Origin of the sequence: Mycolicibacterium sp. Y3 (genome assembly GCF_051188035.1) — a bacterium.
Lineage (GTDB): Bacteria > Actinomycetota > Actinomycetes > Mycobacteriales > Mycobacteriaceae > Mycobacterium > Mycobacterium fluoranthenivorans.
The window spans coordinates 4,695,243-4,717,645 of sequence record NZ_JAVQLT010000001.1; the positions used below are offsets into that span (position 1 = coordinate 4,695,243).

General features: G+C 66.0%; 21 protein-coding genes and 1 pseudogene. 11 read left to right on the forward strand and 11 right to left on the reverse strand.

Annotated elements, in window-relative coordinates:
• The first annotated feature begins 80 nt into the window (after positions 1 to 80).
• From QN239_RS22935 to QN239_RS22960, 6 genes and pseudogenes are all read left to right on the forward strand, one after another.
• Positions 81 to 503: a Zn-ribbon domain-containing OB-fold protein gene (locus QN239_RS22935; protein ID WP_499013893.1), complete on the forward strand. Its 423-nt coding sequence runs from the start codon at positions 81 to 83 to the stop codon at positions 501 to 503.
• A gap of 11 nt (positions 504 to 514) precedes the next feature.
• Positions 515 to 1,660, forward strand: coding sequence for a thiolase family protein (locus QN239_RS22940; RefSeq protein ID WP_499016938.1), 1,146 nt, complete (start codon positions 515 to 517; stop codon positions 1,658 to 1,660).
• Positions 1,661 to 1,749: 89 nt separating this feature from the next.
• The gene (locus QN239_RS22945; protein ID WP_499013896.1) at positions 1,750 to 2,982 is read left to right on the forward strand and encodes an amidohydrolase family protein; all 1,233 of its coding nucleotides are present in this window, start codon (positions 1,750 to 1,752) and stop codon (positions 2,980 to 2,982) included.
• Between the two features lie 3 nt (positions 2,983 to 2,985).
• The gene (locus QN239_RS22950) at positions 2,986 to 4,200 is read left to right on the forward strand and encodes a cytochrome P450 (RefSeq protein ID WP_499013899.1); all 1,215 of its coding nucleotides are present in this window, start codon (positions 2,986 to 2,988) and stop codon (positions 4,198 to 4,200) included.
• Between the two features lie 36 nt (positions 4,201 to 4,236).
• Positions 4,237 to 4,920, forward strand: a pseudogene (locus QN239_RS22955) (DUF222 domain-containing protein); the annotation flags it as partial.
• Positions 4,921 to 5,151: 231 nt separating this feature from the next.
• A complete protein-coding gene (locus QN239_RS22960; protein WP_499013900.1) occupies positions 5,152 to 5,454 on the forward strand; it encodes a PLD nuclease N-terminal domain-containing protein in 303 nt (100 codons plus the stop codon).
• A gap of 7 nt (positions 5,455 to 5,461) precedes the next feature.
• Here the strand turns inward: QN239_RS22960 and QN239_RS22965 are convergent, their stop codons facing one another.
• From QN239_RS22965 to QN239_RS23000, 8 genes are all read right to left on the reverse strand, one after another.
• Positions 5,462 to 6,640 (reverse strand): acyl-CoA dehydrogenase family protein, encoded by a 1,179-nt coding sequence (locus tag QN239_RS22965; protein ID WP_499013903.1) that lies wholly within the window; start codon positions 6,638 to 6,640, stop codon positions 5,462 to 5,464.
• 2 nt (positions 6,641 to 6,642) lie between these two features.
• The gene (locus QN239_RS22970) at positions 6,643 to 7,713 is read right to left on the reverse strand and encodes an acyl-CoA dehydrogenase family protein (RefSeq protein WP_499013905.1); all 1,071 of its coding nucleotides are present in this window, start codon (positions 7,711 to 7,713) and stop codon (positions 6,643 to 6,645) included.
• Positions 7,713 to 8,564, reverse strand: a complete 852-nt coding sequence (locus QN239_RS22975) for an amidohydrolase family protein (RefSeq protein ID WP_499013907.1) — start codon at positions 8,562 to 8,564, stop codon at positions 7,713 to 7,715. Before QN239_RS22975 ends, QN239_RS22970 begins: the two co-directional genes overlap by 1 nt.
• Positions 8,561 to 10,183 carry an acyl-CoA synthetase gene (locus tag QN239_RS22980; protein WP_499013909.1) on the reverse strand — a complete coding sequence of 541 codons (1,623 nt, stop codon included), beginning with the start codon at positions 10,181 to 10,183 and terminating at the stop codon, positions 8,561 to 8,563. The genes QN239_RS22975 and QN239_RS22980 overlap by 4 nt, the downstream gene beginning before the upstream one ends.
• An 8-nt stretch (positions 10,184 to 10,191) precedes the next feature.
• Positions 10,192 to 11,442 (reverse strand): amidohydrolase family protein, encoded by a 1,251-nt coding sequence (locus QN239_RS22985; RefSeq protein WP_499013911.1) that lies wholly within the window; start codon positions 11,440 to 11,442, stop codon positions 10,192 to 10,194.
• Positions 11,443 to 11,457: 15 nt separating this feature from the next.
• Positions 11,458 to 12,270 (reverse strand): enoyl-CoA hydratase, encoded by an 813-nt coding sequence (locus QN239_RS22990; RefSeq protein ID WP_499013912.1) that lies wholly within the window; start codon positions 12,268 to 12,270, stop codon positions 11,458 to 11,460.
• 153 nt (positions 12,271 to 12,423) lie between these two features.
• Entirely contained in the window at positions 12,424 to 13,221 is a 798-nt protein-coding gene (locus QN239_RS22995; protein ID WP_499013914.1) for an SDR family NAD(P)-dependent oxidoreductase, read from the reverse strand.
• A 45-nt stretch (positions 13,222 to 13,266) separates the two neighbouring features.
• Positions 13,267 to 14,034, reverse strand: a complete 768-nt coding sequence (locus QN239_RS23000; protein WP_412973598.1) for a crotonase/enoyl-CoA hydratase family protein — start codon at positions 14,032 to 14,034, stop codon at positions 13,267 to 13,269.
• 171 nt (positions 14,035 to 14,205) lie between these two features.
• Here QN239_RS23000 and QN239_RS23005 point away from each other — a divergent pair, with 171 nt between their 5' ends.
• Positions 14,206 to 14,943: a TetR/AcrR family transcriptional regulator gene (locus QN239_RS23005; RefSeq protein ID WP_499013917.1), complete on the forward strand. Its 738-nt coding sequence runs from the start codon at positions 14,206 to 14,208 to the stop codon at positions 14,941 to 14,943.
• A gap of 34 nt (positions 14,944 to 14,977) precedes the next feature.
• Here QN239_RS23005 and QN239_RS23010 read toward each other — a convergent pair whose 3' ends face one another.
• Positions 14,978 to 16,153: a thiolase family protein gene (locus tag QN239_RS23010; RefSeq protein ID WP_090364833.1), complete on the reverse strand. Its 1,176-nt coding sequence runs from the start codon at positions 16,151 to 16,153 to the stop codon at positions 14,978 to 14,980.
• Positions 16,154 to 16,227: 74 nt separating this feature from the next.
• Positions 16,228 to 17,103, reverse strand: coding sequence for an enoyl-CoA hydratase/isomerase family protein (locus QN239_RS23015; protein WP_499013920.1), 876 nt, complete (start codon positions 17,101 to 17,103; stop codon positions 16,228 to 16,230).
• A gap of 196 nt (positions 17,104 to 17,299) precedes the next feature.
• Here QN239_RS23015 and QN239_RS23020 point away from each other — a divergent pair, with 196 nt between their 5' ends.
• From QN239_RS23020 to QN239_RS23035, 4 genes are read left to right on the forward strand one after another with little or no spacing between them, the layout of a single operon-like run.
• A complete protein-coding gene (locus tag QN239_RS23020; protein WP_499013923.1) occupies positions 17,300 to 18,082 on the forward strand; it encodes an enoyl-CoA hydratase/isomerase family protein in 783 nt (260 codons plus the stop codon).
• 13 nt (positions 18,083 to 18,095) lie between these two features.
• Positions 18,096 to 18,899: an enoyl-CoA hydratase/isomerase family protein gene (locus QN239_RS23025; RefSeq protein ID WP_499013925.1), complete on the forward strand. Its 804-nt coding sequence runs from the start codon at positions 18,096 to 18,098 to the stop codon at positions 18,897 to 18,899.
• A 6-nt stretch (positions 18,900 to 18,905) separates the two neighbouring features.
• On the forward strand, positions 18,906 to 19,679 hold the full coding sequence (locus QN239_RS23030; protein ID WP_499013928.1) for an enoyl-CoA hydratase/isomerase family protein: 774 nt from the start codon (positions 18,906 to 18,908) through the stop codon (positions 19,677 to 19,679).
• The gene (locus QN239_RS23035; RefSeq protein WP_499013931.1) at positions 19,679 to 21,139 is read left to right on the forward strand and encodes a class I adenylate-forming enzyme family protein; all 1,461 of its coding nucleotides are present in this window, start codon (positions 19,679 to 19,681) and stop codon (positions 21,137 to 21,139) included. The genes QN239_RS23030 and QN239_RS23035 overlap by 1 nt, the downstream gene beginning before the upstream one ends.
• A gap of 34 nt (positions 21,140 to 21,173) precedes the next feature.
• Here QN239_RS23035 and QN239_RS23040 read toward each other — a convergent pair whose 3' ends face one another.
• Entirely contained in the window at positions 21,174 to 22,361 is a 1,188-nt protein-coding gene (locus tag QN239_RS23040; RefSeq protein ID WP_499013934.1) for a CaiB/BaiF CoA transferase family protein, read from the reverse strand.
• Positions 22,362 to 22,403 lie beyond the last annotated feature (42 nt).

Below are 22,403 nucleotides of genomic sequence, written 5' to 3' on the forward strand. Positions count from 1 at the left end.
TACCGACCAGACCCGATATACGATACTGTAAGAATTACAGTTGGCTTCTACAGTTCAGCGAATCGGCAGGAGGCGCGCCCATGCAGACAGCACTGGCACCGGAGAGCTCGACATGGCCGGCTGCCGATCCAGCGTTGATCGGCAGCCGCTGCGGCGCCTGCGCCGCCACCACGTTCCCGGTGCAGCACCGCTGCCCGAAATGCAGCAGTGACACGATGACCGCTGAACCGCTGCCCCGCCGCGGCACCCTGGTGGCCTGGACCACCCAGGGTTTCCCGCCAGGCCCGCCGTACAAGGGTCCGACCGGCAAGGATTTCGTGCCGTTCGGTGTGGGGCTGGTCCAGCTGGGAGATGTGGTCCGGGTTGAGGGCCGGTTGACCGAGAACGACCCCGCCGCACTGCGGTTCGGCCAGCACGTCGAACTGACCATGGTGCCGTTGGCCACCGATGCCGAGGGCAACGACATCATCACGTTCGCGTTCGCCCCTGTGCAGGAGGACTGATGAGCGCCGGCGTGAACGACGTAGCGATCATCGGGGTCGGTCTGCACCCGTTCGGCCGGTTCGAGGGCAAGTCCGCCATGGAAATGGGAGTGGACGCGATTTTCGCGGCCGTCGCCGACGCGGGAGTCGAATGGCGCCACATCCAAGCGGCAACGGGCGGCAGCTGGACGGTCGCCAACCCCGACGCCATCGTCGGCATGGTGGGGCTGTCCGGAATCCCGTTCACCAATGTGTTCAACGCGTGCGCCACCTCCGCGTCGGCGATCAAGATGTGCGCCGACGGTATCCGGCTCGGCGACTACGACATCGGCATCGCTATCGGACTGGACAAACACCCGCGCGGCGCATTCACCGAGGATCCGGCGCTGGTCGGGATGCCGAGCTGGTACGCAGAGAACGGCCAATACCTGACCACCCAGTTCTTCGGCATGAAGGCCAACCGCTACCTGCACGACCATCACATCTCGGCGCGCACGCTGGCCAGGGTGGCCAACAAGAACCTGCGCAACGGCGCACTCAATCCGAATGCTTTCCGGCGCAAGCCGATCGCCGAGGACGACATCCTCAACTCGGCCATGCTCAACTATCCGCTGACGCAGTACATGTTCTGTGCGCCCGATGAAGGCGCCGCCGCAGTGGTCATGTGTCGCGCCGACATCGCGCACCGCTACACCTCCAAGCCGGTGTACCTCAAGGCCGTGGAGGTCCGCACCCGCCGCTACGGGGCCTATGAAGTGAACACCACGTGCGCGCCGGTGGAAGAGGACGTGGCACCCACCGTGTACGCCGCCCGAGCCGCATTCGAAAAGTCCGGTGTCGCACCCGAGGACGTCGATGTCGTGCAGCTACAGGACACCGATGCCGGCGCCGAGATCATCCACATGGCCGAATGCGGATTCTGCGGCGACGGCGACCAGGAGAAGCTCCTCGCCGACGGCGCCACCGAGATCGGGGGCGCACTGCCCATCAACACCGACGGCGGATTGATCGCCAACGGCGAACCGATCGGCGCGTCCGGTCTGCGGCAGATCCACGAACTGGTGCGCCAGCTCCGTGGCGAGGCCGGTGATCGTCAGGTCCCCGGCACACCGCGAGTCGGCTTCGCCCAGCTCTACGGCGCCCCCGGCACCGCGGGCGCCACCGTCCTGACGCTCTGACCCCCCGCCGAAATGAACACATGGGCCGCAAAGTGCGAGTAGATCCGGCCATTTCGTCGATCTCGGCATCCTGAGAAAGGCAAACCCCGATGACCCAACAGTTCCGGGACGCACCGATCTTCGACGCGGACCAACACATGTACGAGACCGGCGACGCGTTGACGAAATTCCTACCGGAGAAGTACAGCCGCGCCGTGCAGTACGGACAGTTCGGTAAGCAGACCCGCATCGTGATCAACAACTGCGTGACCGACTTCATCCCCAACCCCACCTTCGAACGGGTGGCCGCCCCCGGAGCTCACGAGAAGTTCTTCGCGGGTGAGAACACCGAAGGCCAGACCCTGCGCGAGATGCAGGGCCAGGCCATCGATGCACCCGAGGCGACCCGGAATCCGGTCGCACGACTCAAGGAGCTGGACCGCCAGGGGGTAACCGAAGCACTGAACTACCCCACCCTCGGCAGCCTGGTAGAGCACTCCAGCGCCGATGACCCGGCCCTGACCCTGGCGATCATCCACGCGCTCAACGAGTGGATTCATGAGCACTGGGGGTTCAACTACGAGAACCGGGTGTTCACCACACCGATCATCAACCTGTCCGAGGTCGATGCCGCCCAGTGCGAGCTCGCCTGGCTGCTCGAGCGCGGCGCCAAAGTGGCGCTCATCAAACCCGGTCCGGTCAACGGCCTGCACGGCTGGCGCTCCCCCGCTCTACCCGAATTCGACCCGTTCTGGCGTGATGTCGAAGCGGCCGGGTTACCCATCGTGCTGCACGCCAGCTATCCACCTTTGGACGACTACGTCGGCAAGTGGGAACCGCCGTACACGCAGAACTTCATGACGCAGAGCGCCTTCCGCTGGATGGTGCTGGGCCACCGCGAGATCGCCGATATGATCACCGCTCTCATCTGCCACGGCACCCTGACCCGGTTCCCCAAGCTGCGCGTCGCCAGCGTGGAGAACGGCAGTGGCTGGATCTTCCCGCTGTTCAACGATTTCGAGGACCTGCAGAAGAAGATGCCGCAGAACTTCCCCGAACACCCGCACGACGTGTTCCGGCGCAATATCTGGGTCAGCCCGTTCTGGGAGGGCTGTGTGTCCGATGTGGTGAACACCGTGGGCTGGGACAAGGTCATGTTCGGTTCGGACTACCCACACCCGGAGGGGCTTGCCGAGCCTAAGGGCTTCTGGAAATACGCCGAAGGCATGGACGTACGTCGCACCTACGACTTCATGGGTGACAACGCGCGCCGGTTCATGGGCCTGCCGTTGGCGAATCCCGACCCCGCCGCGGCGCAGCCGCCCGCCCTGGCCGAGATCTGAACCATGACCACGGCGACCTCACCCAAGGTCGAATTCGACCCGTTCTCCGAGGACTTCTTCGCGAATCCGTATGACATCTATCGCCGGATGCGGCAGGAGACCCCGGTCTACTACAGCGACCGGTACGACTTCTACGCGCTGTCCCGGCACGAGGACGTCGCTGCGGCGTTCAAGGATTACGAAACCTTCTCCTCCGTGTACGGTGTCGATCTGGCGCAGGTACGTAAAGGTGTGGTGACTGAACACGGGTCGATCATCGCCATGGACCCGCCGGCACATCGCCGGATGCGCAGCCTGCTCAACAAGGTCTTCACCCCGCGCGCCATCAAGGCGCGCCGCGAGTTGGTGACCTCGTCGGTCGAGCGGCACTTGGCGGCGATCGACCCGCGCGGGTTCGACTTCGTCCAGGACTTCTCGGCGCGGTTCCCGGTCGACGTGATGACCATCATGCAGGGCGTGCCCGAGCCGGACCGCCAAAAGGTCCGGGAATGGATCGACGATCTCCTGCACCGGGACCCCGGCCAGGTCGACATGAGCGAGTCCGGTCTGAAGGCCGGGGTGGACATGGCGGTCTACTACTACCGGCTGGTCAAGAGGCGCCGCGGTGAGCTCGGTGACGATCTGCTGAGCACCCTGATCGCCGCCGAGATCGAGCGCGACGGCGGTGCGATGGAACCGCTGACCGACATCGAAATCACCGAATTCGCCATGCTTTTGGGCGGCGCCGGCGCCGAAACCGTCACCAAATTGCTCGGGAACGCGGCCGTCGTGTTCGTGCAGAACCCGGATCAATGGCAGAAGCTGCTCGACGACCGCAGCAAGATCCCGCTCGCCGTGGAAGAGCTGTTGCGCCTCGAAGCGCCCGCACAGTACAACGTCCGCCGGGCGCTTCGGGACGTCACACTGCACGGCGTGACCATTCCCGCAGGCAAGCCGGTCTTCCTCCTGGGCGGCTCGGCCAATCGAGATCCCCAGGCCTGGACGGATCCCGACCGATTCGACATCACGCGTGACCGCACCCAGGCGCAGAATCTCGGGTTCGGCTACGGAATCCACAGCTGTTTGGGGGCGGCGCTGGCCCGGATGGAGAGCGTGGTGGCACTCGAGCGGATGCTGGACTTCATGCCGCATTACGAGGTGGACTGGACCGGCTGCAAACGCGTCAACATGCAGAACGTCGCGGGCTGGAGCCACGTGCCGGTCAGGGTACTTCCCTAGCTCCACCTTGTCGGTCCCCTCTGCGATGATGGTGTCATGTCCAGTACCGCAACATCTTTGGCCGCCGGACAGCGGCTGGAGGTGTTGTTCGACGAGATCGCCGAGTTGTGCGGACAACGCAATGCCATCGACGGGCGCCTGGTACAGATCGTCGCCGAACTGGAGCGCGAGGATCTCGCCGGTTTGACCGGCGCACGTTCCATGTCCGCGTTGGTGGCGTGGAAGACCGGGGTCGCCCCCCGTAACGCCGAGACCGTCGTCGCGATCGCACGGCGGCTGCAGGAGTTCCCGCGCTGCACCGAAGCCCTGCGCGAAGGGCGGCTGTCGTTGGATCAGGTCGGGGTGATCGCCGAACGCGCCGCCGAGGGCTCCGATGCGCACTACGCCGAACTCGCCGCGGTGGCCACCGTCAGCCAGTTGCGCACCGCAATCACGATGGAACCGCGACCCGATCCCGAGACACCGCCCGAATCAGGACCCGAGGTCACCACAACCTCCACCGGGGAGCGGTACACCACCTACCGGATCCGGCTACCCCGGCTGGAAGCCGCGAAATTCGATGCCGCCCTGCAGTCCCACCACGACGCCCTGATCGCCGAAGCCAAGGGCGACGCCGGTTAAGCGTTCCCGACGCGGGTGGATGCGTTGATGAGCCTGGTTGAGGCCGGCTGGGATTCCGACGTCGCGCGCCGCCCGCCCACCCACCACAGCACCACCGTCAGTCCCGCCCTACCCCGGACCGACCGGCGAACGCGCCCAATGGTGGTGGTACCCACCCTTCGAACCACCACCACCGGCAACTGACCGGGGGTGACGTCTGCGCAGGTCAGGCCGTCCTGCGGCGCGCTTCTGCGCGGCGTTTGCTAGATTCGCAGCATATGAGTCGGCCCATCGTTGCGCCATCCGGTCGATCACGTTACTGACCGCCGGCCTACGAGAGGACCGCTGCCCGTGCCCTACCTGGGATTGCTGGTCACCGCGCTCATGGTGATCGCCATCGTCGACATCGCCCGCGCTGACGAAGCGCGCATCCGCGGACTCCCCCGCACCCAGTGGACGTTGCTGGTCGCCCTCGTTCCGGTGGCAGGCGCGCTCGCGTGGTGTATCGCGGGGCGCCCATCGCCCGATCGGAGTGCACCCGACGAGCCGATCACCGATCCGGGTGCCGAAGAAGAATTCCGCCGACGGTGCCGCGAGCGCGCCGAGATGCAACGCCGGGCCGCACGGTCGGGGCGGGACAACTCGACCGACTGAGAGGTCGTCAGGAAACCTTCTGGCGCGGCGGCGCGTAGGCCGGCTTACCCAGCCCCAGCACGTGTTGAGCGATCATATTGCGGAAGACCTCGAGCGTCCCGCCATAGATCCCCACCAACGGTGCGAAGCGGTACACGTACTCGCTGCGGTCGTCCAGCCCGCCCTCGGCTCCGATGGGCAGTGCGGCGGCCGGTCCGGCGATATCCATCAGATCAGGTGCCACATCCCGCATGGTCTGCGCCAACGCGACCCGTCCGAAGATGCTGGACGCGGACAGCGACGCCTCGATCCGGGCGATGCTGCGGCCCAGCCGATAGCCGACCGAGGTGTCTTCGGTGGCCCGCGCCCCGACCAGGGCGGCGATGGTGTCGGCGGCCTCCACCATGAATCCCGCCTGGTGCATCATGATCGACACATCGGTCAGCCCGTCATCGGCGGCCGCGACCGCGCCGTGCTCGGCGTCCAGGGGTTCCCGCACGACCGTCCAGCCGCCATTGACCTCGCCCATGCGGTACTTGTCCTCGACGCGGACATCCGAGTAGTACACGATGTTGGTCCGGTCGCCGTCGACGGTGCGGATACCCTGGATCTCGATGCCCGGCAGATCCAGGGGCACCAGAAACATGGTGAGGCTCTTGTGTTTCGGCGCGTCGGGGTCGGTGTTGGTAATCAGGAAGACGTACTTGCAGTTGTGCGCGCCGGTGGTGAACATCTTGGAGCCGTTGATAATCCACGTCGATCCATCGCCGTCGCGCACCGCACGGGTCTTGCACGTGGCGACGTCGGAGCCGCCCTCCGGTTCGGTGTAGCCCAGGCACAGCCGCACCGTGCCGTCGAACACCCCACGCAGCACTTCGTCACGGATCTCGGGCTGGGCGAATTTCGCCACCGACCGGGCCACCATCGAGGTGGTTCCCCACGTCACCCATGGCACCTCGGCACGGCGTTTCTCCAACTCCCAGATGCGGCGACGGACCCGGGTGAGCCCGCCGTCGGCCTCGGCTTTCCATTCCTTTTCCAGATACCCGGCGGCGGCGAGGGCCAGATGCACACCCTCGTCGAAGTTGTCACCGGTCTCCCGGTCGCGACGGATGACGTCCTCGGTCACCACGGCAGCCAGGAACTCGCGCACCTCGGTGCGAAAGGCCTCGTCCTCGGCGGATAGTTCGACTCGGGAGAAATCCATGCCTAACCCTCTTTCTTCTGGGCCGACCGGCTCTCGCGGGCCGTGACGATCTGGGCGATGTGTATCGCCGTGGCGCCGGGGTCACCACCGGCCAGTGCCCAGCCGCGGGCGCGGACCAGGTAGGCGGTGGCCGCGGCCTCCGCCGACACCCCGAGCCCACCTTGCACGTGCACGGCCATGGTGGCCGCCTTGGCGGCCTCCTCGGCCATGAACACAAATGCGGACGGTGCCAGTTCGGGCCGTTCGGCCGGCTCGTTGTCCAGGAACCACGCGGCCCGCCGGGCCAGACCGCGACCGCTCTGCACGGTGATCGCGATATTGGCCAGCGGGTGCGAGATCCCCTGCAGCGTCCCGATCGGCACACCCAGGGTGTAGCGGGACTTGGCGAACTCCACGGCGATGGTCATGGTCTCCTCGACCAGGCCGACCAATGCCGACGCGGTCAGCAGACTCCATTCATCCAGTGCGCGTTGATATTCGACGACGGCGGTGTCACCGCTGGCAAGTACCACCCGGTTGTCCGCGGCGGCCGGGTCCACCCACGCCATCGGCAACTTGCCGATGTTGTCCACCTTCGCCGGCAGACTCGAGAACTCGAGGAGCACGATCGCTCCATCCTCTTCGCGGTCACGGATGATCACCCGGTCAGCGAGGGATCCAGCCGGGATCAGCCGGGCGCCCGACGGCGGGACCTGCTGCGGGTCGAACGCGACAAGTTGCGTTCCCTGCACGATCTCCTGCGAGTCCAGCGCTCCCAACCGCGCCAGGAGCCGGGACGCGACCACATGATCGATCCACGGCACCGGCGCCAGCGCCCGTCCGATCTCCTCGGCCACCAGGGTGAGATCGACAAGGGTGGCACCATCGCCCCCGACGGACTCGGGCAGCGCCATCGTGGTGGCACCCATGGCGCACAACCGTTCCCACAGACTCTTGTCGAAGCCACTGGGCTCGGCGGCGCGCACCGTCTCGATATCGCAGTGCGACTTGAAGAACTGCCGGTAGGCGGTCTGCAGATCGACATGGTCCGCGGTCAGGCTGTAATCCAGTCTGCGCAGTTCGAAGCGATCCATCACTTCTCCTTCTCTGGCCGTTCGCCGAAGAAGAACTCCGCGGCATTGTTGAACAGGTAGTTGTCCAGCACGTCGGCGGGAAGATCGAGGGCGAGCGCCTCCGGCACCACCCGCTCCATCCGCAGCACCGGAAAGTCGGAGGCGAAGATGACCTTGCCCTTGCCACGCGTGCGCATGTAGTGCAACAGGCTCTCCGGCAGGCGTTTCGGCGACCACGCCGATGTCATCAACCGAAGGTTCTGATACTTGATCAACATCCGGATCGCGATATCCCACCACGGGTCGGCGCCGTGAATCATGCACAGCTTGAGTTCGGGGAACCGTACGCAGACCCGGTCCAGGTGAATCGGGTTCTGCACCTCGCCGGGGATCGGCGGTCCCGGGATACCGGTGTTGACGCATAAGGGCAGTTCCAGTTCGGCGCACTTGGTGTAGAGCGGGTAGTACACCGCGTCGCTCGGCGGGTACTGTCCGTCGCCCCAGAAACTCGGTCCGACAACGGCATACGCGACGGGTAGATCGTTGACGATGGCCGCGAGCTCGCGCAGCGATGGGATGGGCCGTAGCAGGTTCACCCCGCCCATCGCCAGCGCGAAGCGGTCGGGATGGGCATCGACGAACTTGCGCGCCGTCACCGACGGCTTGGCCAGCGAGTCCATCAGGATGGCGTGCCGCACACCGTGAGTGTCCATCTCGTCGAGCAGTTCGGCCAGATCGATGGGGTCGTACATCGATTTCGGGCCCTTGAAATAGTCGTCGCGCACCTTCGTCATGAAGGCAGGCTGGTTCCCCGTCTCACCGAAATGCACGTTGGCCAGACAGTCGATGACCGGACGGGCAACACTTGTCACGTCTTGACTCCTCCGACCGCGAGTTCTTTGGCCCACCGATAGTCGGCCTTGCCGTTGCCGAGCCTGCGTATCTGCTCGACGAACAACACGTCCTTCGGGATCTTGAAGCGCGCCAACCGTGTCGTGCAGTGCTCGCGAAGCTCCTCGGTACCCACCTCGGTCCGCGGCCGTATCGAGACGATCCCGACGATCTCTTGACCCCAGCGTTCGCTGGGCCGACCCACCACCAGAGCATCGGCAACGCCGGGGTGCGCACGCAGCACCTCTTCGACCTGCTCGACGAAAACCTTCTCACCACCGGTGTTCACGACCAGCGAATCCCGGCCGTACAACCGCAGCGACCCGTCGGACTCCAGGGCCGCACGATCACCCGAGACCACCACCCGCTGCCCGGCAACCTCGGGGAACGTGCGGGCGGTGGCGTCCGCATCGTCGAAGTAGCCCAACGGTATTCGCCCGTTACGAGCCACCCAGCCGATCTCGGGCTCTCCAGGCGTCAGGAACCGGGAGTAATCCTCGGCGAGCACCAAACCGCCGGCCCGCAGCTGGAAGGTATCGGCGGTGGGGGTCTCACGCCGGGTGTGCCCGAACCCCATGTTTCCGGTCTCCGAGGAACCGAAACCGTTGATGATGGTGATCTGCGGAATGTGTTCCAACAGCGCCCGTTGGTGTGTGGGATTGGTCGCGGCACCGCCGGTGCCGATCGCGAACATCGATGACAGGTCATAGGACCGCCGTGTCAATTCCTCCACCAATGGTGCGGCGTAGGCGTCGCCGACCATCGTCATCAGTCCGACCCTCTCCCGCTCGGCGGTCTCCAGTACGACGCGCGGATCGAACTTGGTCTTGGTGTCGTGCAGGACCACGGTCTGCCCGGACAGCAGACCGGAGAACGCGGTCCACATACCGGCGGCGTGCATCAGCGGGGACACCGCGAACCAGGGCGGCCCGGTATGGGTGACCTTGGTGTGGATCTCCACGACCGCGTCGTGATCGGCCCCGTTCATCGACGACACGTAGATATCCCCTTGACGCCACAGCACCCCTTTGGGACGGCCCGTGGTGCCGCCGGTACAGATCATCAGCAGGTCGTCCGGTGACACCGGACCCACGCAATCGGTATCACCCTGGGTCAGTGCGTCATCCAGTGAGATCGAACCCGCCAGCTCGGGGCCTTCCCCATCGTCGACCGAGATCAACAGATCGCCGCTCAGTGCCGCATCGCGCAACACAGAAGCGAACCTCGCACCCAGCGAGCGGTGATAGATGACCGCCCGCGGCGCCAGGTACGTCAGCAGGTCGGCGACCTCACCGGGCGAGTAGTAGTAGTTGACGTTGACCGGCACCGTGCGCGCCTTCAGGGCGCCGATGACCACCTCCGGGTACAGGTCGTTGTGCATCAACAGGGCAACCCTGTCCTGGCCGCACTCCCACCGGTTCAGCTCGCCGCGTTCGGTGTGCGCACCGAGTCCGTTGGCGGCCAAGAAGTTCGCCAGCCTGCGGGTTCGGTCCGCACCGTCGGCAAAGGTGGTGCGCCGCGATCCGCACACCGTCATCTCACGGTCCGGAACCGCGTCGGCGATGGCGTCGATGACGGCGCCGATGGTCCACTCGGGCACGGCGGGGACTAGGCCGGCACCGTCAGATGTGCCACACCGGGCGCGATTCGGTGCATATCACCAAGGAGTTCGAGTGCGTTGTCGCGCATCACCTTTCGGGTGTCCTCCAGGCTGAACTCGGGAAACTGCGGGATATCGGCGGTGAAGGTGGTCGGGTCGGCGAGCCCCTCGCCGTGCGGCCAGTCCGAACCGAACAGGATCTTGTCCACGCCGATGGTGGCCGCGAGCAGTTTGACGTCATCCTCGTAATACGGCGCGATCCAGACATTGTTGCGCAGTTGCTCGACCGGATCCTCTTTGAAGTGATACGGCGCGTTGTTGGCCGCCTTCTTCAGACGCTTGATCAGCCGGTAGACGAAATACGAACCGTTCTCGATGCTGGCGACCTTGAGTTCGGGGTGCCGGGTGAAGACCTGGTGCACGATCATCGACGCCATCGTGTCGTGGATCGCGCGGTCGTCCATGATCACCATGTCCAGCGGATCGCGCTTACCGAATCCCTTGAACACGCCGCTACCGCCCCACAACGCCGGGACCGCCATGTACCCGGAGTCGGACAGATGGAAGACCACGGCGACGCCCGCCTCGGCCAGCCGCGCCCAGACCGGATCATGGGACGGGTCACCCAACGAACGCGGCTTGGCCACCCCCGGCACCGGAGCCGGTCGCACACAAACGATCTTGGCGCCGCGGCCGATCACGAACTCGACCTCCTCGACCGCCTTGACGGGGTCAGCCAGCGAGATGATCGGTGCAGACACGAAGCGGCCGTCGGGTCGCTCGAATCCCCAGTCCTCGTCCAGCCACAGGTTGAACGCGTGCACCGAGGCCATGGTGGCCTCGATATCGTGCTTGAGACCTTCCTCGACACCGCAGGCGAAGGTCGGCAGCATGAACACCGTCTCCAACCGCTGCCGGTCCAGCACCGACAGCCGGGCGTCCCGGTTCTGATATTCGGGATGGTCGGACAGCCGGTCGACCTTCATCAGCGAGGCCGGATCGACACCCTCGGGGATCTCGCCGCGGAACAGCAGATCCAGGCAGCCCGGTTCGATGATCGGGTCGAAGGTCGGGTTCGGGATGAAGTGGTTGACCGTGCCACCGAACACGGCGAGCGTGCGTTTGCCGTCCTGCACCATCTGGACACCGCGGCTGCGGAATTCCTTGGGCAGGTGCCGGGTGAACGCGTCGATCGGCTCGTAGTAGTGGTTGTCGACATCGACGGCCAAGTAGGGCAAGCGCTCGGGTGTATCGGTCATGGTCATTCCTTCCAATCAAGCAAGCGGCGGGAAATTCGGGGGGCGTTTTTCGAAGAATGCGGTGATGCCTTCGACAAGATCCGGCCGGACCATCGATTCGTGCATCAGGGCTTCGGCGCGAGAGCTGACGTTCACCACCTCATCGGTGGCGTCGCCGTAGAGCTGTCCCTTGATCACGGCCATGGACGCCGGCGAGCAGTTGCGGGCCAGGTCCTCGGCATACTCCAGCGCGCGTTTCAGCAGATCCTCGGGCGCCACAACCTCTTTCACCAAACCGAGCTGGTGAGCCTCCTCCGAGTAGAAGGTGCGCCCGGACAGCAGCAGATCCGCCGCCGCTCCCCAGCCGGCCAGTCGCGGCAGGATCCAGGTGATGCCGTACTCGCCGATCAGCCCACGGCGCGGAAAGGCCGTCGCGAACTTCGCGCCGGCCGCGGCGAACCTGACATCGCACATCAGTGCGTGGGTCAGTCCGATCCCGACGCAGGCACCGTTGATCGCCGCGATGACGGGTTTGCCCAAGGTGGTCAGGAAGTGTGGATGACGTTCCCCGACGATCTTGCTGACGTCGGTGTCGCCGCTGATCGATGCACCCAGATCCCGCATCGCACCCATGTACGCGCCGGCACAGAACCCCCGGCCGGTGCCGGTCAGCACGATGACCCGGACCGCAGGATCGGCCTCGGCGCGGTCGAACCTGGCGTACACCCCGGCGGAGATATCGGCTCCCCAGGAGTTCAACCGCTCGGGCCGGTTCAGGGTGATGACCGCGACGCCGGTATCGGTGACCTCATACAGGACCGCATCACTGGGCGACGTGTCACTGGCCATAGATACTGTATACCTATCGGTAATGCATTCCGCAAGCCACTGTATGCCCCGCTACCAGCGGAAAACTCCCGCCACGCGAGGGCTTCGCGACGGCCGGAAGTTCAGCTTGGAGCGAGCGCGAATCCGGGTGGTCACCGCTGTGGGCGTGCCCGGTCAGACGAAATCGCTGCCACCGTCGACGTTGATGTTCGCCCCGGTCATATACGAGTTGCGCTTGGACGCCAGAAACGCTGCCACCGGACCGATTTCGTCGGGCAGGCCCGCGCGCGGCAGGTGCGCCGGGTGGCCGAAGTGCTCGTCGATGGCCGACATCAGCCGGTAGGGGTCGGTGCCGTCGATCCCCACCGAATCGGCCCAGCCGAGCAGCGCCTCCGACGAGATACTGCCCGGGGACAGCACATTGACCATGATCTCGTCCTTGGCCAGCAGCAACGACAGGTTTTTCGACACGCTGTTGACCGCGGCCTTGGCGGCGGTATAGGCCGGCAGCCGGGTGCTCTGCCTCTGCGTGGAGTGCGCGGAGAAGTTGACGATGCGGGCCCACTCGGCACGGCGCAGCAATGGCAGGGCGGCCCGCACGCAACGCACCATGCCCATCACACCGGCATCGAACGCGGCCTGCCACTCGCCGTCGGTGAGTGCCTCGAAATCGCCTGCCGCAGCAGGGCCCACGGTATTGATCAGGGCATTGAGCGTGCCGTCCCAGCGTCGGCCGATCTCGTCGAACGCCCGATGTACATCGGTGTCGTCGCCGATATCGGCGACGACACCCACCGCATCGGGACTGCCCAATCGAGTCAGCTCGTGCGCGGCGGTATCGAGGACGTCCCGGGATCGCCCGACGATCGCGACCTTCGCGCCGTCCTGCGCCAGGCACCTGGCGGTGGCCAGGCCCATACCGCGACCGCCGCCGACGACGACAGCGCTGGCCCCGTCAAACCCGAGATCCACGGTGAATCGATCCCCTGGTCGCTTCGCCCCCGCCCGCCGGCGGCGCTAGCTACCGGTCCAGTTCGGGGCGCGCTTCTGCGCGAACGCGGTGGCGCCCTCGATGGCGTCCTTGGACCCGAACACCGGGGCCATGATCTCGTTCTGCTTCTGCCACATCTCGGCCCGGCTCCACTCGCCCGACTTGACGATGATCTCTTTGGTGGCCGCCACCGCCAGCGGGCCGTTGGCGGTGATCTTCTCCGCCAACTCCAGCGCCCCGGCCAGGGCCTCGCCGGGCTCGGTGAGCTTGTTGACGAAGCCCCACGCGGCCGCCTCCTCGGCGGTGAAATTCTCGCCGGTGAGCGCCAATTCGAGCGCCTTCTGATAGGGGATGCGGTGTGGTAGACGAAGCAGTCCGCCGCCGCCGGCCACCAGACCGCGCTTGACTTCGGGGATACCGAACTTGGCGGTGCGCGAGGCCACGATCAGATCGGTGGCCAGCACCATCTCGGTGCCGCCGGCAAGCGCGTAGCCCTCCACCGCGGCGATCACCGGCTTGCGCGGCGGGCGCTCGGTGAAACCGATTCCGCGACCCTCGACGTAGGGCAGCTCGCCGGATGCGAACGCCTTGAGATCCATACCTGCACTGAAGTTTCCGCCCGCCCCGGTGAGGATCGCCACCGACAGCTCCGGGCTGTCGTCGAGCTCGTCCATCGCCGCCGCCAAGCCCTGGGCCACCGCCAGGTTGAACGCGTTGCGCGCCTCGGGCCGGTTGATGGTGATCACCAGGGTGCGCCCCTGCCGCTCGGTGAGGATCTCGTCCGCCACGCTCATCCCTCGCTTATCGCCTTGATTCGGTCACCGTGAATGCCGGTTCAGCCGACACCCGGAAAAACTTACTATAGCCATTTCGATAACCGGGCCGGAAGTGTGCGAACCCCGCGTCACGGTATGCCTACCGGTAAGCTTGACGGTCTCCCACCGCATGTGGTGGCGGGAAAACAGATGGAGGTGTCTGCGGTGGCAAAGCAACCGGTGGCCGAGAAGCGGCAACGACGGGAGCGCGGGTCCATCAATCCGGACGACATCATCAAGGGCGCCTTCGAACTCGCCGAGCAGGTCGGCATCGACAACCTGAGCATGCCGCTGCTGGGCAAGCACCTCGGCGTCGGCGTCACGAGCATCTACTGGTACTTCCGCAAGAAGGACGACCTGCTCAACGCCATGACCGACCGGGCACTGAGCGAGTATGTCTTCGCGACCCCGTACGTGGAGGCCAAGGATTGGCGCGAGACGCTGCGCAACCATGCCCGCACCATGCGGAAGACGTTCGTGGGCAACCCGATTCTGTGCGACCTCATCCTGATTCGGGCCGCGCTGAGCCCACGCGCGGCCAAGCTCGGCGTGCTGGAGATGGAGAAGGCGATCTCCGGCCTGGTCGAGGCCGGCCTGAGCCCCGAAGAAGCCTTCGACACCTACTCCGCGGTGACCCTGCACGTCCGCGGATCAGTGGTACTGCAGCGGCTGGCCGAGAAGAATCAGGCCGACGAGGAGGACGGACCGGGAGCCTACGACCAGACGTTGGTCATCGATCCCGAGGTGGCGCCGCTGCTGGCCCAGGTCACCGGTGCGGGACACACGTTCGGTGCCGCCGACGAAGGCAACTTCGAGTACGGGCTCACCTGCATCCTGGACCACGCCGCGGCCAAGCTCAGCCCGCCGAAGGCGAAACGTCGAACGTGAACTCCCGCACGAGTTCACGTTCGACGTCCGGTGCCTAGACCTCGATGACGAGCCCGCCGCCCTGACCGCCACCGGCGCACATCGCGGCCACGCCGATGCCGCCGCCCCGGCGCTGCAGTTCGTAGATCAAGGTGGTGACCATCCGCGCGCCGGAAGCCGAGATCGGGTGGCCGAGGCTGCAGCCGCTGCCCGAGAAGTTGACCAACTCCTCGTCGATACCGTACTCACGGACCGCGGCGATGGGCACCGAGGCGAACGCTTCGTTGATCTCCCACAGCGTGACATCGGAGGGCTTGAGGCCGGCGCGCTTGAGCACGTGCCCGATCACCTTGACCCCGCCGAGGCCGGTGTCCTTGGCGGCAACGCCGACCGAACCCCAGGCCCGGACCTTGGCCAGCACGTTGAGATGTTCCGCTGCGGCGTAGTCGTCGGCGACCAGCGCGACAGCGGCGGCAGCGTCATTGGTGCCACTGCTGTTGCCCGCGGTGATGGAGAATCCTTCGATCTCCGGATGCAGGACCTTGAGCTCGGCGAGCTTCTCCGCGGTGGTACCGCGACGCGGATGCTCATCGACGCTGAACTCGATGACCGAACCGTCCGCCTGGGTCACCTTCAGCGGCACGATCTCGTCGAGGAACTTGCCCGCGTCGATCGCCGCGATCGCGCGCTGATGCGACCGCGCGGCCCAGGCGTCCATCTCCTCACGGGTGATACCGGCAGCCTGCGCGGTGTTCCAGCCGACCGTGATCGACATATCGCGCATCGGCGAGTCCGGCGTCTCGACGTGGGTCGGGGTCATCCACGGCTCGATGAAGGTCAGCTCCGGCCCGGGCACCCGCCACTTCATCAGCGGCGAGGAGGACAGCGACTGCACACCACCGGCCAGCAGCACCCGTTCCATCCCGGAACCGATCTGCGCGGCGGCGTTGCCGATCGCGGTGAGGCTGCCCGCGCAGTGCCGGTTGACGGCCTGACCGGGAACCGACTCCCAGCCCAGCGCGTCGGCAGCGTAACGGGCGATATCGCCGCCACCGTAGTTGGATTCGGCGAAGATCAGGTCGTCGATCGCCTCCGGCGCGATACCGGCGCGACGCACCACCTCGGGCAGCACCGTGGTGATCAGGTCTTCCGGGGTGGTGTTGACCAGCGTCCCTTTGAATGACCGGCCGATGGCGGTGCGGGCAGCACCGACGACAACGGGTTGGGGCATATCTCTCCGCCTTTACGATATCCAGTGATTGTGTAAACGTAGCACCTAGCTTAGGTGCCCCGCTGCGAGGTTGGCTACTGCGGCTCCGGAACGTGGAAATGCTCGTCACGCAGCCGGAACGCCTCTTTGGTGCCGTGCTGGGCCCGGGTCCTGACGAAGTTGAACTCCCCCGGCGAGAACTGCAGATTGGTGCCGTACGCGTGGAAGATGTAACTGGCGACCTCTTCCCCCTGGTAGGCCTGGCTCTGCTCGACCAAGCGGAACGCCTCCTTGGCGATCACCACGCCGTCGGCGGGCATCTTGGCCGCCTTCTGCGCCCAGTACCGGGCCCGGGCCGGAACCTGGGCGGCATCACAGGTGTCGGTGAAGATGCCAAGGTGTTCGATCGAACCGGCCTCGATGATGTCGCCGGTGAGCAGCATCCGCCGCGCGAGCACCGGACCGAGCCGGTGGAAGAACATGTGCAGGCTGCCCAGCGCCGGCCCGAGGAAACGGGTGGCAGGCATGCCGATCTTGGCATCGCGGGCGATTACCGAGATATCGGTCATCAGCGCCATCTCGAAACCGCCACCGAGGGCGTAGCCGCCGATCTCCCCGACGGTGACCTTCGGGAAGCCCAGGAAGTTGTGATAGAAGTCGAATGACTTGCGGTCCACGGTAAGTCGGCGCCGCTGGCTCGGACGGGACTTCTTGGCGGCTTCGTCGGCACCCTCCTTCTGTCCGTACCAGCCGTAGGCGTTGTTCATATCCGCCCCCGTGCTGAACACGCCCTCCGCGCCGCGCAACAACACCACCGTGATGTCGTCATCCTCGGCGACGATGTCGAGGTAACGAGCGATCTCGTCGCGCATCGCGGCGTCATAGGAGTTGCGCTGGGCGGGATTGTTGAAGGTGATGGTGGCGATGCGGTGGTCCGCGTCCACCTCGAACAGCACCCGGTCGTCAGTCATGCGAAATCAGCCTCGCTTCAATCGTTTTGTCGGTTCCGGCGGCGAGCGTTGACCGCCGCGACCTTCGGCTGACGTATGCGCGGCACCCGCACTCTCCTGTTCCCCCTGGGGGTTTTCCTTGCTAACTTGTACCGAATAGTAACTGCATGACATACCGTATGGTCAACTGTATGCACGTTGAAAGGCCGGATCACAGGTGATCACCACCTCTGTCGACAACGCGGTCCTGCGGATCGCACTCGATCGACCGGATCGGCGTAATTCTCTGAGCCACAACATGATCGACGATCTGGTCAGACTTCTGGGTACGGCCGCGCACGACGACTCGTTGCGCGCGGTCGCGCTGACCGGATCCGGTGACGACTTCTGCGCCGGCGCCGACTGGGTCGCCACCAACGCCGAGAACAAGCGGCCGCGCACGGGCGATCTGGTGCGCCGGATCCCACACACCGCACACCGCCTGGTCGAGCTGATCGCCACGATCCAGCTGCCGGTGGTGTGCACGGTGCGCGGCTGGGCCGTCGGACTCGGGTGCAATCTGGCACTGGCCGCCGACTTCACCGTCGCCGACACCGCGGCCACCTTCTGGGAGCCCTTCCTCCAGCGCGGGTTCAGCCCCGACTCCGGGGCGACCTGGCTGCTGCCGCGGCTCGCCGGCGTCGCCCGGGCCAAGCGCATGCTGCTGCTCGGCGAGAAGGTCACCGGCGCCGACGCGGCCGACTGGGGGCTGATCCACACCGCCGTCCCCGCCGATGAGCTGACCGACGCCGCCGATGAGCTCGTGACCCGACTCGCCGCCGGCCCCACCGTCGCGATCGGGCTGGCCAAGCAGGCCCTGGCCTACGGACAGTCCGCCACCTTGGCCCAGTCGATGAACCAGGAACTGTCCAATCTTGAGCTGTCCTGCCGTACCGCGGATTTCAAGGAGGGCCTGGCTGCTTACCGGGAGCGCCGCGACCCCGACTACCAGGGCTTCTGAAAGGGAACGACACGTGTCCTACGAGACGATCATCTATGAGGTGGACGGCCACAAGGCCACCATCACCCTCAACCGGCCGGATGCCCTCAATGCGCTGTCCCCGCACATGATCACCGAATTACGCTCCGCCTACCACGAGGCCGAGAACGACGACGACATCTGGGTCACGATCGTCACCGCCGCCGGGCGGGCGTTCTGCACCGGTGCCGACGTCAAGGAGATCCCCGGCGACGGCAAGGTGGTCAATGAGCGGCCCTACCTGTCCACCTACGAACAGTGGGAGGCGCCGCAGGAAGGCACCCCGCCCTTTCGCACGATGACCAAACCCGTCGTCGTCGCGGTCAACGGAATCTGTTGCGGCGCAGGACTGGATTGGGTCACCACCGGTGATATCGTGATCGCCTCGGACCAGGCGACCTTCTTCGATCCACACGTCAGTATCGGGCTGGTCGCCGCGCGCGAGATGGTACGGCTGGCCCGCGCACTCCCCCGGTCGGTGGCGTTACGGATGGCACTGATGGGCAAGCACGAACGGATGTCGGCGCAGCGTGCGTACGACCTCGGGCTCATCACCGAGATCGTCGAACACGCTCACCTGGTGGAACGCGCGCACGAGATCGCCGACACGCTGAATCTCAATGCGCCACTGGCGGTCCGCGGCACCCGGCTGGCCATCCACAAGACCCTCGATCTACCGTTGCACGAAGGTGAGATCCTCGCCGAGACATTCCGGGAACGTGTCACTCGCACCGAGGACGCCTTGGAGGGACCGCGGGCGTTCGTGGAGAAACGCAAGCCCAACTGGCAGGCGCGGTAACCGACGATGGACACCGTCCTGCTCGATCTGGACCACGGCTCGCGGGTGGCCACCGTCACCTTGAATCGACCCGACGCCATGAACTCGTTCAACCGCGCGATGTGTCACGAGATGCGCGACGCGTGGCACGCCATCAAAGACGATGAGAGCATCAACGCCGTCGTGCTGCGCGCCGCCGGCGACCGCGCGTTCAGCGCCGGGCTCGACATCAAATCCTCGTACGGACAACCCGAGATCGTGTGGAATCATGAGGATCCGGGTGAGCTGCTGAGCCCGAAGTGGCAGAAGATGTGGAAACCGGTGGTGTGCGCCGTTCAGGGCATCTGCACCGCCGGCGCCCTGTACTTCGTCAACGAATCCGATGTGGTGATCTGCTCGCAGGACGCCACCTTCTTCGACTCACACGTGAGTGCCGGACTGGTGTCGGCGCTGGAACCGATCGGCCTGATGCGCCGCGTCGGGCTGGGCGACACCTTGCGGATGGCCTTGATGGGCAACGACGAACGGGTCGGCGCCGATACCGCGCTGCGGATCGGTCTGGTCACCGAGGTGGTGTCCCGCGCCGAACTGTGGGCCCGCGCCCACGAGATCGCGGCCACCATCGCCGCCAAACCACCGACCGCGACCCAGGGCACCGTCAAAGCCATCTGGGAATCGCTGGACAAGCCCTATCGCGCCGCCATGGATCAGGGTCTGATCTACACGCGACTGGGCAACCCGATCGCCAAGGCCGAGTTGGCCGACCGGCCGATCTCCACAGCTACACCGCGGATCCGTTGATGTCCCATCCCCTTTCGCTGCGCATCGGCCAGGTGCTGGACCTCGACCCGGCGGCCAGGGCCATCCAGTACGACGGCCGGTGGGCCAGCTGGGGCCAGGTCGGCCGCGCGGCACGGCGCATCGGCGCGCTGACCGGTGCGCGTCGCGTCGGGGTGATGCTGCGCAACACCCCGGCGCACGTGGCGGCACTGCTCGGCGTGCTTGAGGCAGGCGGCACCGTCGTGGTCATCAACCCGTCCCGCGGTGATGAGCGCACCCGCACCGATATCGTCGCACTCGGCCTACCCGTCATCGTCGGGCGCGCCGACGATCTCGCCAATCTGGTCACGCCACCTTCCCCCGTCGCTTCGCTCGCCCCGCCGTCAGCAGGCACCATGCTGGTCACCATCGACGGCCTGGACACCGAACCGGCCGTCCGAGGTGAGCCGGCGCCCGACACCGGCCGGCCCACGGTGGCGGTGTGGATGCTGACCAGCGGCACCACCGGCCCGCCGAAACGCGTCGACCTCACCTACTCCATGCTGGCCCGCAGCGTCATGGGCCGCGACCCCGAGAGCTCTCCGGCACCGACGCGATTGCGTAGCGGCGTGGCGATCGTCAACTCTCCGCTTGTCCACGTCGGCGGGGTGTTCCGGATACTGCTGTGCCTCGCTGAGGCCAGACCGTTCGTGCTGCTGCCGAAGTTCGACCTCACCCAGTGGGCCGATGCGGTCCGCGAACACCAGCCACGCGCGGTGTCCCTGGTGCCGGCGGCACTGCGGATGGTGCTGCATTCCGATCTCACCCGCGACGATCTGGCCGGTGTCCGTGCGGTCACGTCCGGGACCGCGCCCCTGTCGGCCGACGACGCCGACGCGTTCACCGCGAAATTCGGTGTCCCGGTCCTGACCTCTTACGCGGCCACCGAATTTGGTGGCGGGGTGGCCGGCTGGACCCTGGCCGACCACGAACGATATTGGGCTGCCAAACGCGGCAGTGTGGGCCGGGCCAACCCGGGGGCCCGGCTGCGGGTCGTCGATGACGACGGCCGACCGTTGGGCCCTGACCAGCAAGGTCTGCTCGAAGTCATCCCCGCCCAGCTGGACACCGCCGAGTGGATGCGCACCACCGACCTGGCACGTATCGACGCCGACGGTTTCGTCTGGATCCTCGGCCGAGCCGACCAAGCCATCATCCGCGGCGGATTCAAGGTGATGCCCGACGATGTCCGCACCGCCTTGGAAGCCCATCCCGCGGTGCGCGGCGCCGCGGTGATCGGGCGTCCCGACGAACGTCTGGGCGAAACACCCGTGGCGATGGTCGAATTGCACGGGCAGGCCACCGCGGACGAGCTCTCCGAGTTCCTGACCGTCAGGCTGGCCCGCTACGAGATCCCCACCGATATCGCCATCGTCGACGTGATCCCGCGCACCCCCTCCGGCAAGGCCGATCTCGGCGCCGTCCGCGCACATTTCGCCTGACTCGCTGGTCGACCTGGTCCGCCAGGATCCGGACCTAGACGATGCCGCCCTCCCGTAGGCGATCGATTTCTGCTGTGCCGTAGCCGATCTCACCGAGCACCTCGTCGGTGTGCTCACCGAGCAGTGGCGCGCGGCGCCGGATGGTGCCCGGGGTGGCCGACATCCGGAACGGGGTCTCGACGATCGGCACCTCACGGGACGCCCCGGGGAACGGCACCCTTCGCAGATACCCCATCGCCCGGACATGCGGATCGTCGAGCACATCCTGGGTGGAATACAGCGGCGCAGCAGGCATTTTCGCCTTCTCCAGCAACTCGAGGACCTCGGCCCTGGTCTTGTCGGCACACCAGGCGGCCATGATGTCGTTGAGTATGTCGCCGTGCCGCCAGCGGGCATCGTCGTCGCCGAAGCGGGGATCGGAGAAGAGATCCAGGCGGTCGACCAACCGGCACCACCGTTTGAACATCGGTTGGCCGGCGACCTGCAGCAGCACCCATTGCTCATCGGCGGTCTTGTACAGGTCACAGGGGGCGACCGAGGCGCCCTTGTTCCCCATCCGCGGCTTGTCCACCCGCAACAGTTCACGTTCGATCAGGAACGCGTTCGACAGCATCAACGCCGTCGGCAGCAGTGCTCCCTCCACATGTTGGCCCACCCCGGTGCGGTCGCGGTGATACAGCGCCATCATCACCCCGATCGCCAGCGTGAGCGCGGTGCCGAAGTCGGCGTACGGCACCACCGTGCGAATCGGCATGTCGGGCAGGCCCTGTCGGTACACCGCGCCGGACATCACCTGCCCGGCCCCGTCGAATCCGATCCTGTCGCTGTAAGGCCCGCCCTCCCCGTAGGCGGTGGCACTGGCCAAGATGATATCGGGTTTGACCGCGCGCAAAGTCTCGTAGTCCAGACTATTGGCACGCATCCCCGCGGCGGGCATATTGGCGATGACGATATCGGCCCGCGCCACCAGACGGCGGGTGATCTCCGTTCCCTCGACCGTGGTGGAATCCAGCGTGAGAGAGCGCTTGTTGCGGTTGCATTGCAAGAACGTGCCGCCCTCCCCGCTCTCGGTGACGGCTTGTACCCAGCGATCCTCGCCGCCTTCGCGCTTTTCCACCCGTAACACCTCGGCGCCCATATCGGCCAGGATCGCGCTGCACCAGGGCGCCGCGATGAAGCGTCCGTAGTCGAGCACCCGGATGCCGTCCAGCACACCTGGCATCGCGTCGTCACCTCCATCGAAGTACAGACTGTAAGTATTACA

What these genes read in the sequence shown, in the direction of transcription:
- QN239_RS22935 (WP_499013893.1), top strand. Translation starts at nt 81, where the DNA reads ATGCAGACAGCACTGGCACCGGAGAGCTCGACATGGCCGGCTGCCGAT.
- QN239_RS22970 (WP_499013905.1), bottom strand. Translation starts at nt 7,713, where the DNA reads ATGGATCGCTTCGAACTGCGCAGACTGGATTACAGCCTGACCGCGGAC.
- QN239_RS22950 (WP_499013899.1), top strand. Translation starts at nt 2,986, where the DNA reads ATGACCACGGCGACCTCACCCAAGGTCGAATTCGACCCGTTCTCCGAG.
- QN239_RS23035 (WP_499013931.1), top strand. Translation starts at nt 19,679, where the DNA reads ATGTCCCATCCCCTTTCGCTGCGCATCGGCCAGGTGCTGGACCTCGAC.
- QN239_RS22965 (WP_499013903.1), bottom strand. Translation starts at nt 6,640, where the DNA reads ATGGATTTCTCCCGAGTCGAACTATCCGCCGAGGACGAGGCCTTTCGC.
- QN239_RS23030 (WP_499013928.1), top strand. Translation starts at nt 18,906, where the DNA reads ATGGACACCGTCCTGCTCGATCTGGACCACGGCTCGCGGGTGGCCACC.
- QN239_RS23005 (WP_499013917.1), top strand. Translation starts at nt 14,206, where the DNA reads ATGGAGGTGTCTGCGGTGGCAAAGCAACCGGTGGCCGAGAAGCGGCAA.
- QN239_RS22985 (WP_499013911.1), bottom strand. Translation starts at nt 11,442, where the DNA reads ATGACCGATACACCCGAGCGCTTGCCCTACTTGGCCGTCGATGTCGAC.
- QN239_RS22990 (WP_499013912.1), bottom strand. Translation starts at nt 12,270, where the DNA reads ATGGCCAGTGACACGTCGCCCAGTGATGCGGTCCTGTATGAGGTCACC.
- QN239_RS23040 (WP_499013934.1), bottom strand. Translation starts at nt 22,361, where the DNA reads ATGCCAGGTGTGCTGGACGGCATCCGGGTGCTCGACTACGGACGCTTC.
- QN239_RS22945 (WP_499013896.1), top strand. Translation starts at nt 1,750, where the DNA reads ATGACCCAACAGTTCCGGGACGCACCGATCTTCGACGCGGACCAACAC.
- QN239_RS23000 (WP_412973598.1), bottom strand. Translation starts at nt 14,034, where the DNA reads ATGAGCGTGGCGGACGAGATCCTCACCGAGCGGCAGGGGCGCACCCTG.
- QN239_RS23015 (WP_499013920.1), bottom strand. Translation starts at nt 17,103, where the DNA reads ATGACTGACGACCGGGTGCTGTTCGAGGTGGACGCGGACCACCGCATC.
- QN239_RS23010 (WP_090364833.1), bottom strand. Translation starts at nt 16,153, where the DNA reads ATGCCCCAACCCGTTGTCGTCGGTGCTGCCCGCACCGCCATCGGCCGG.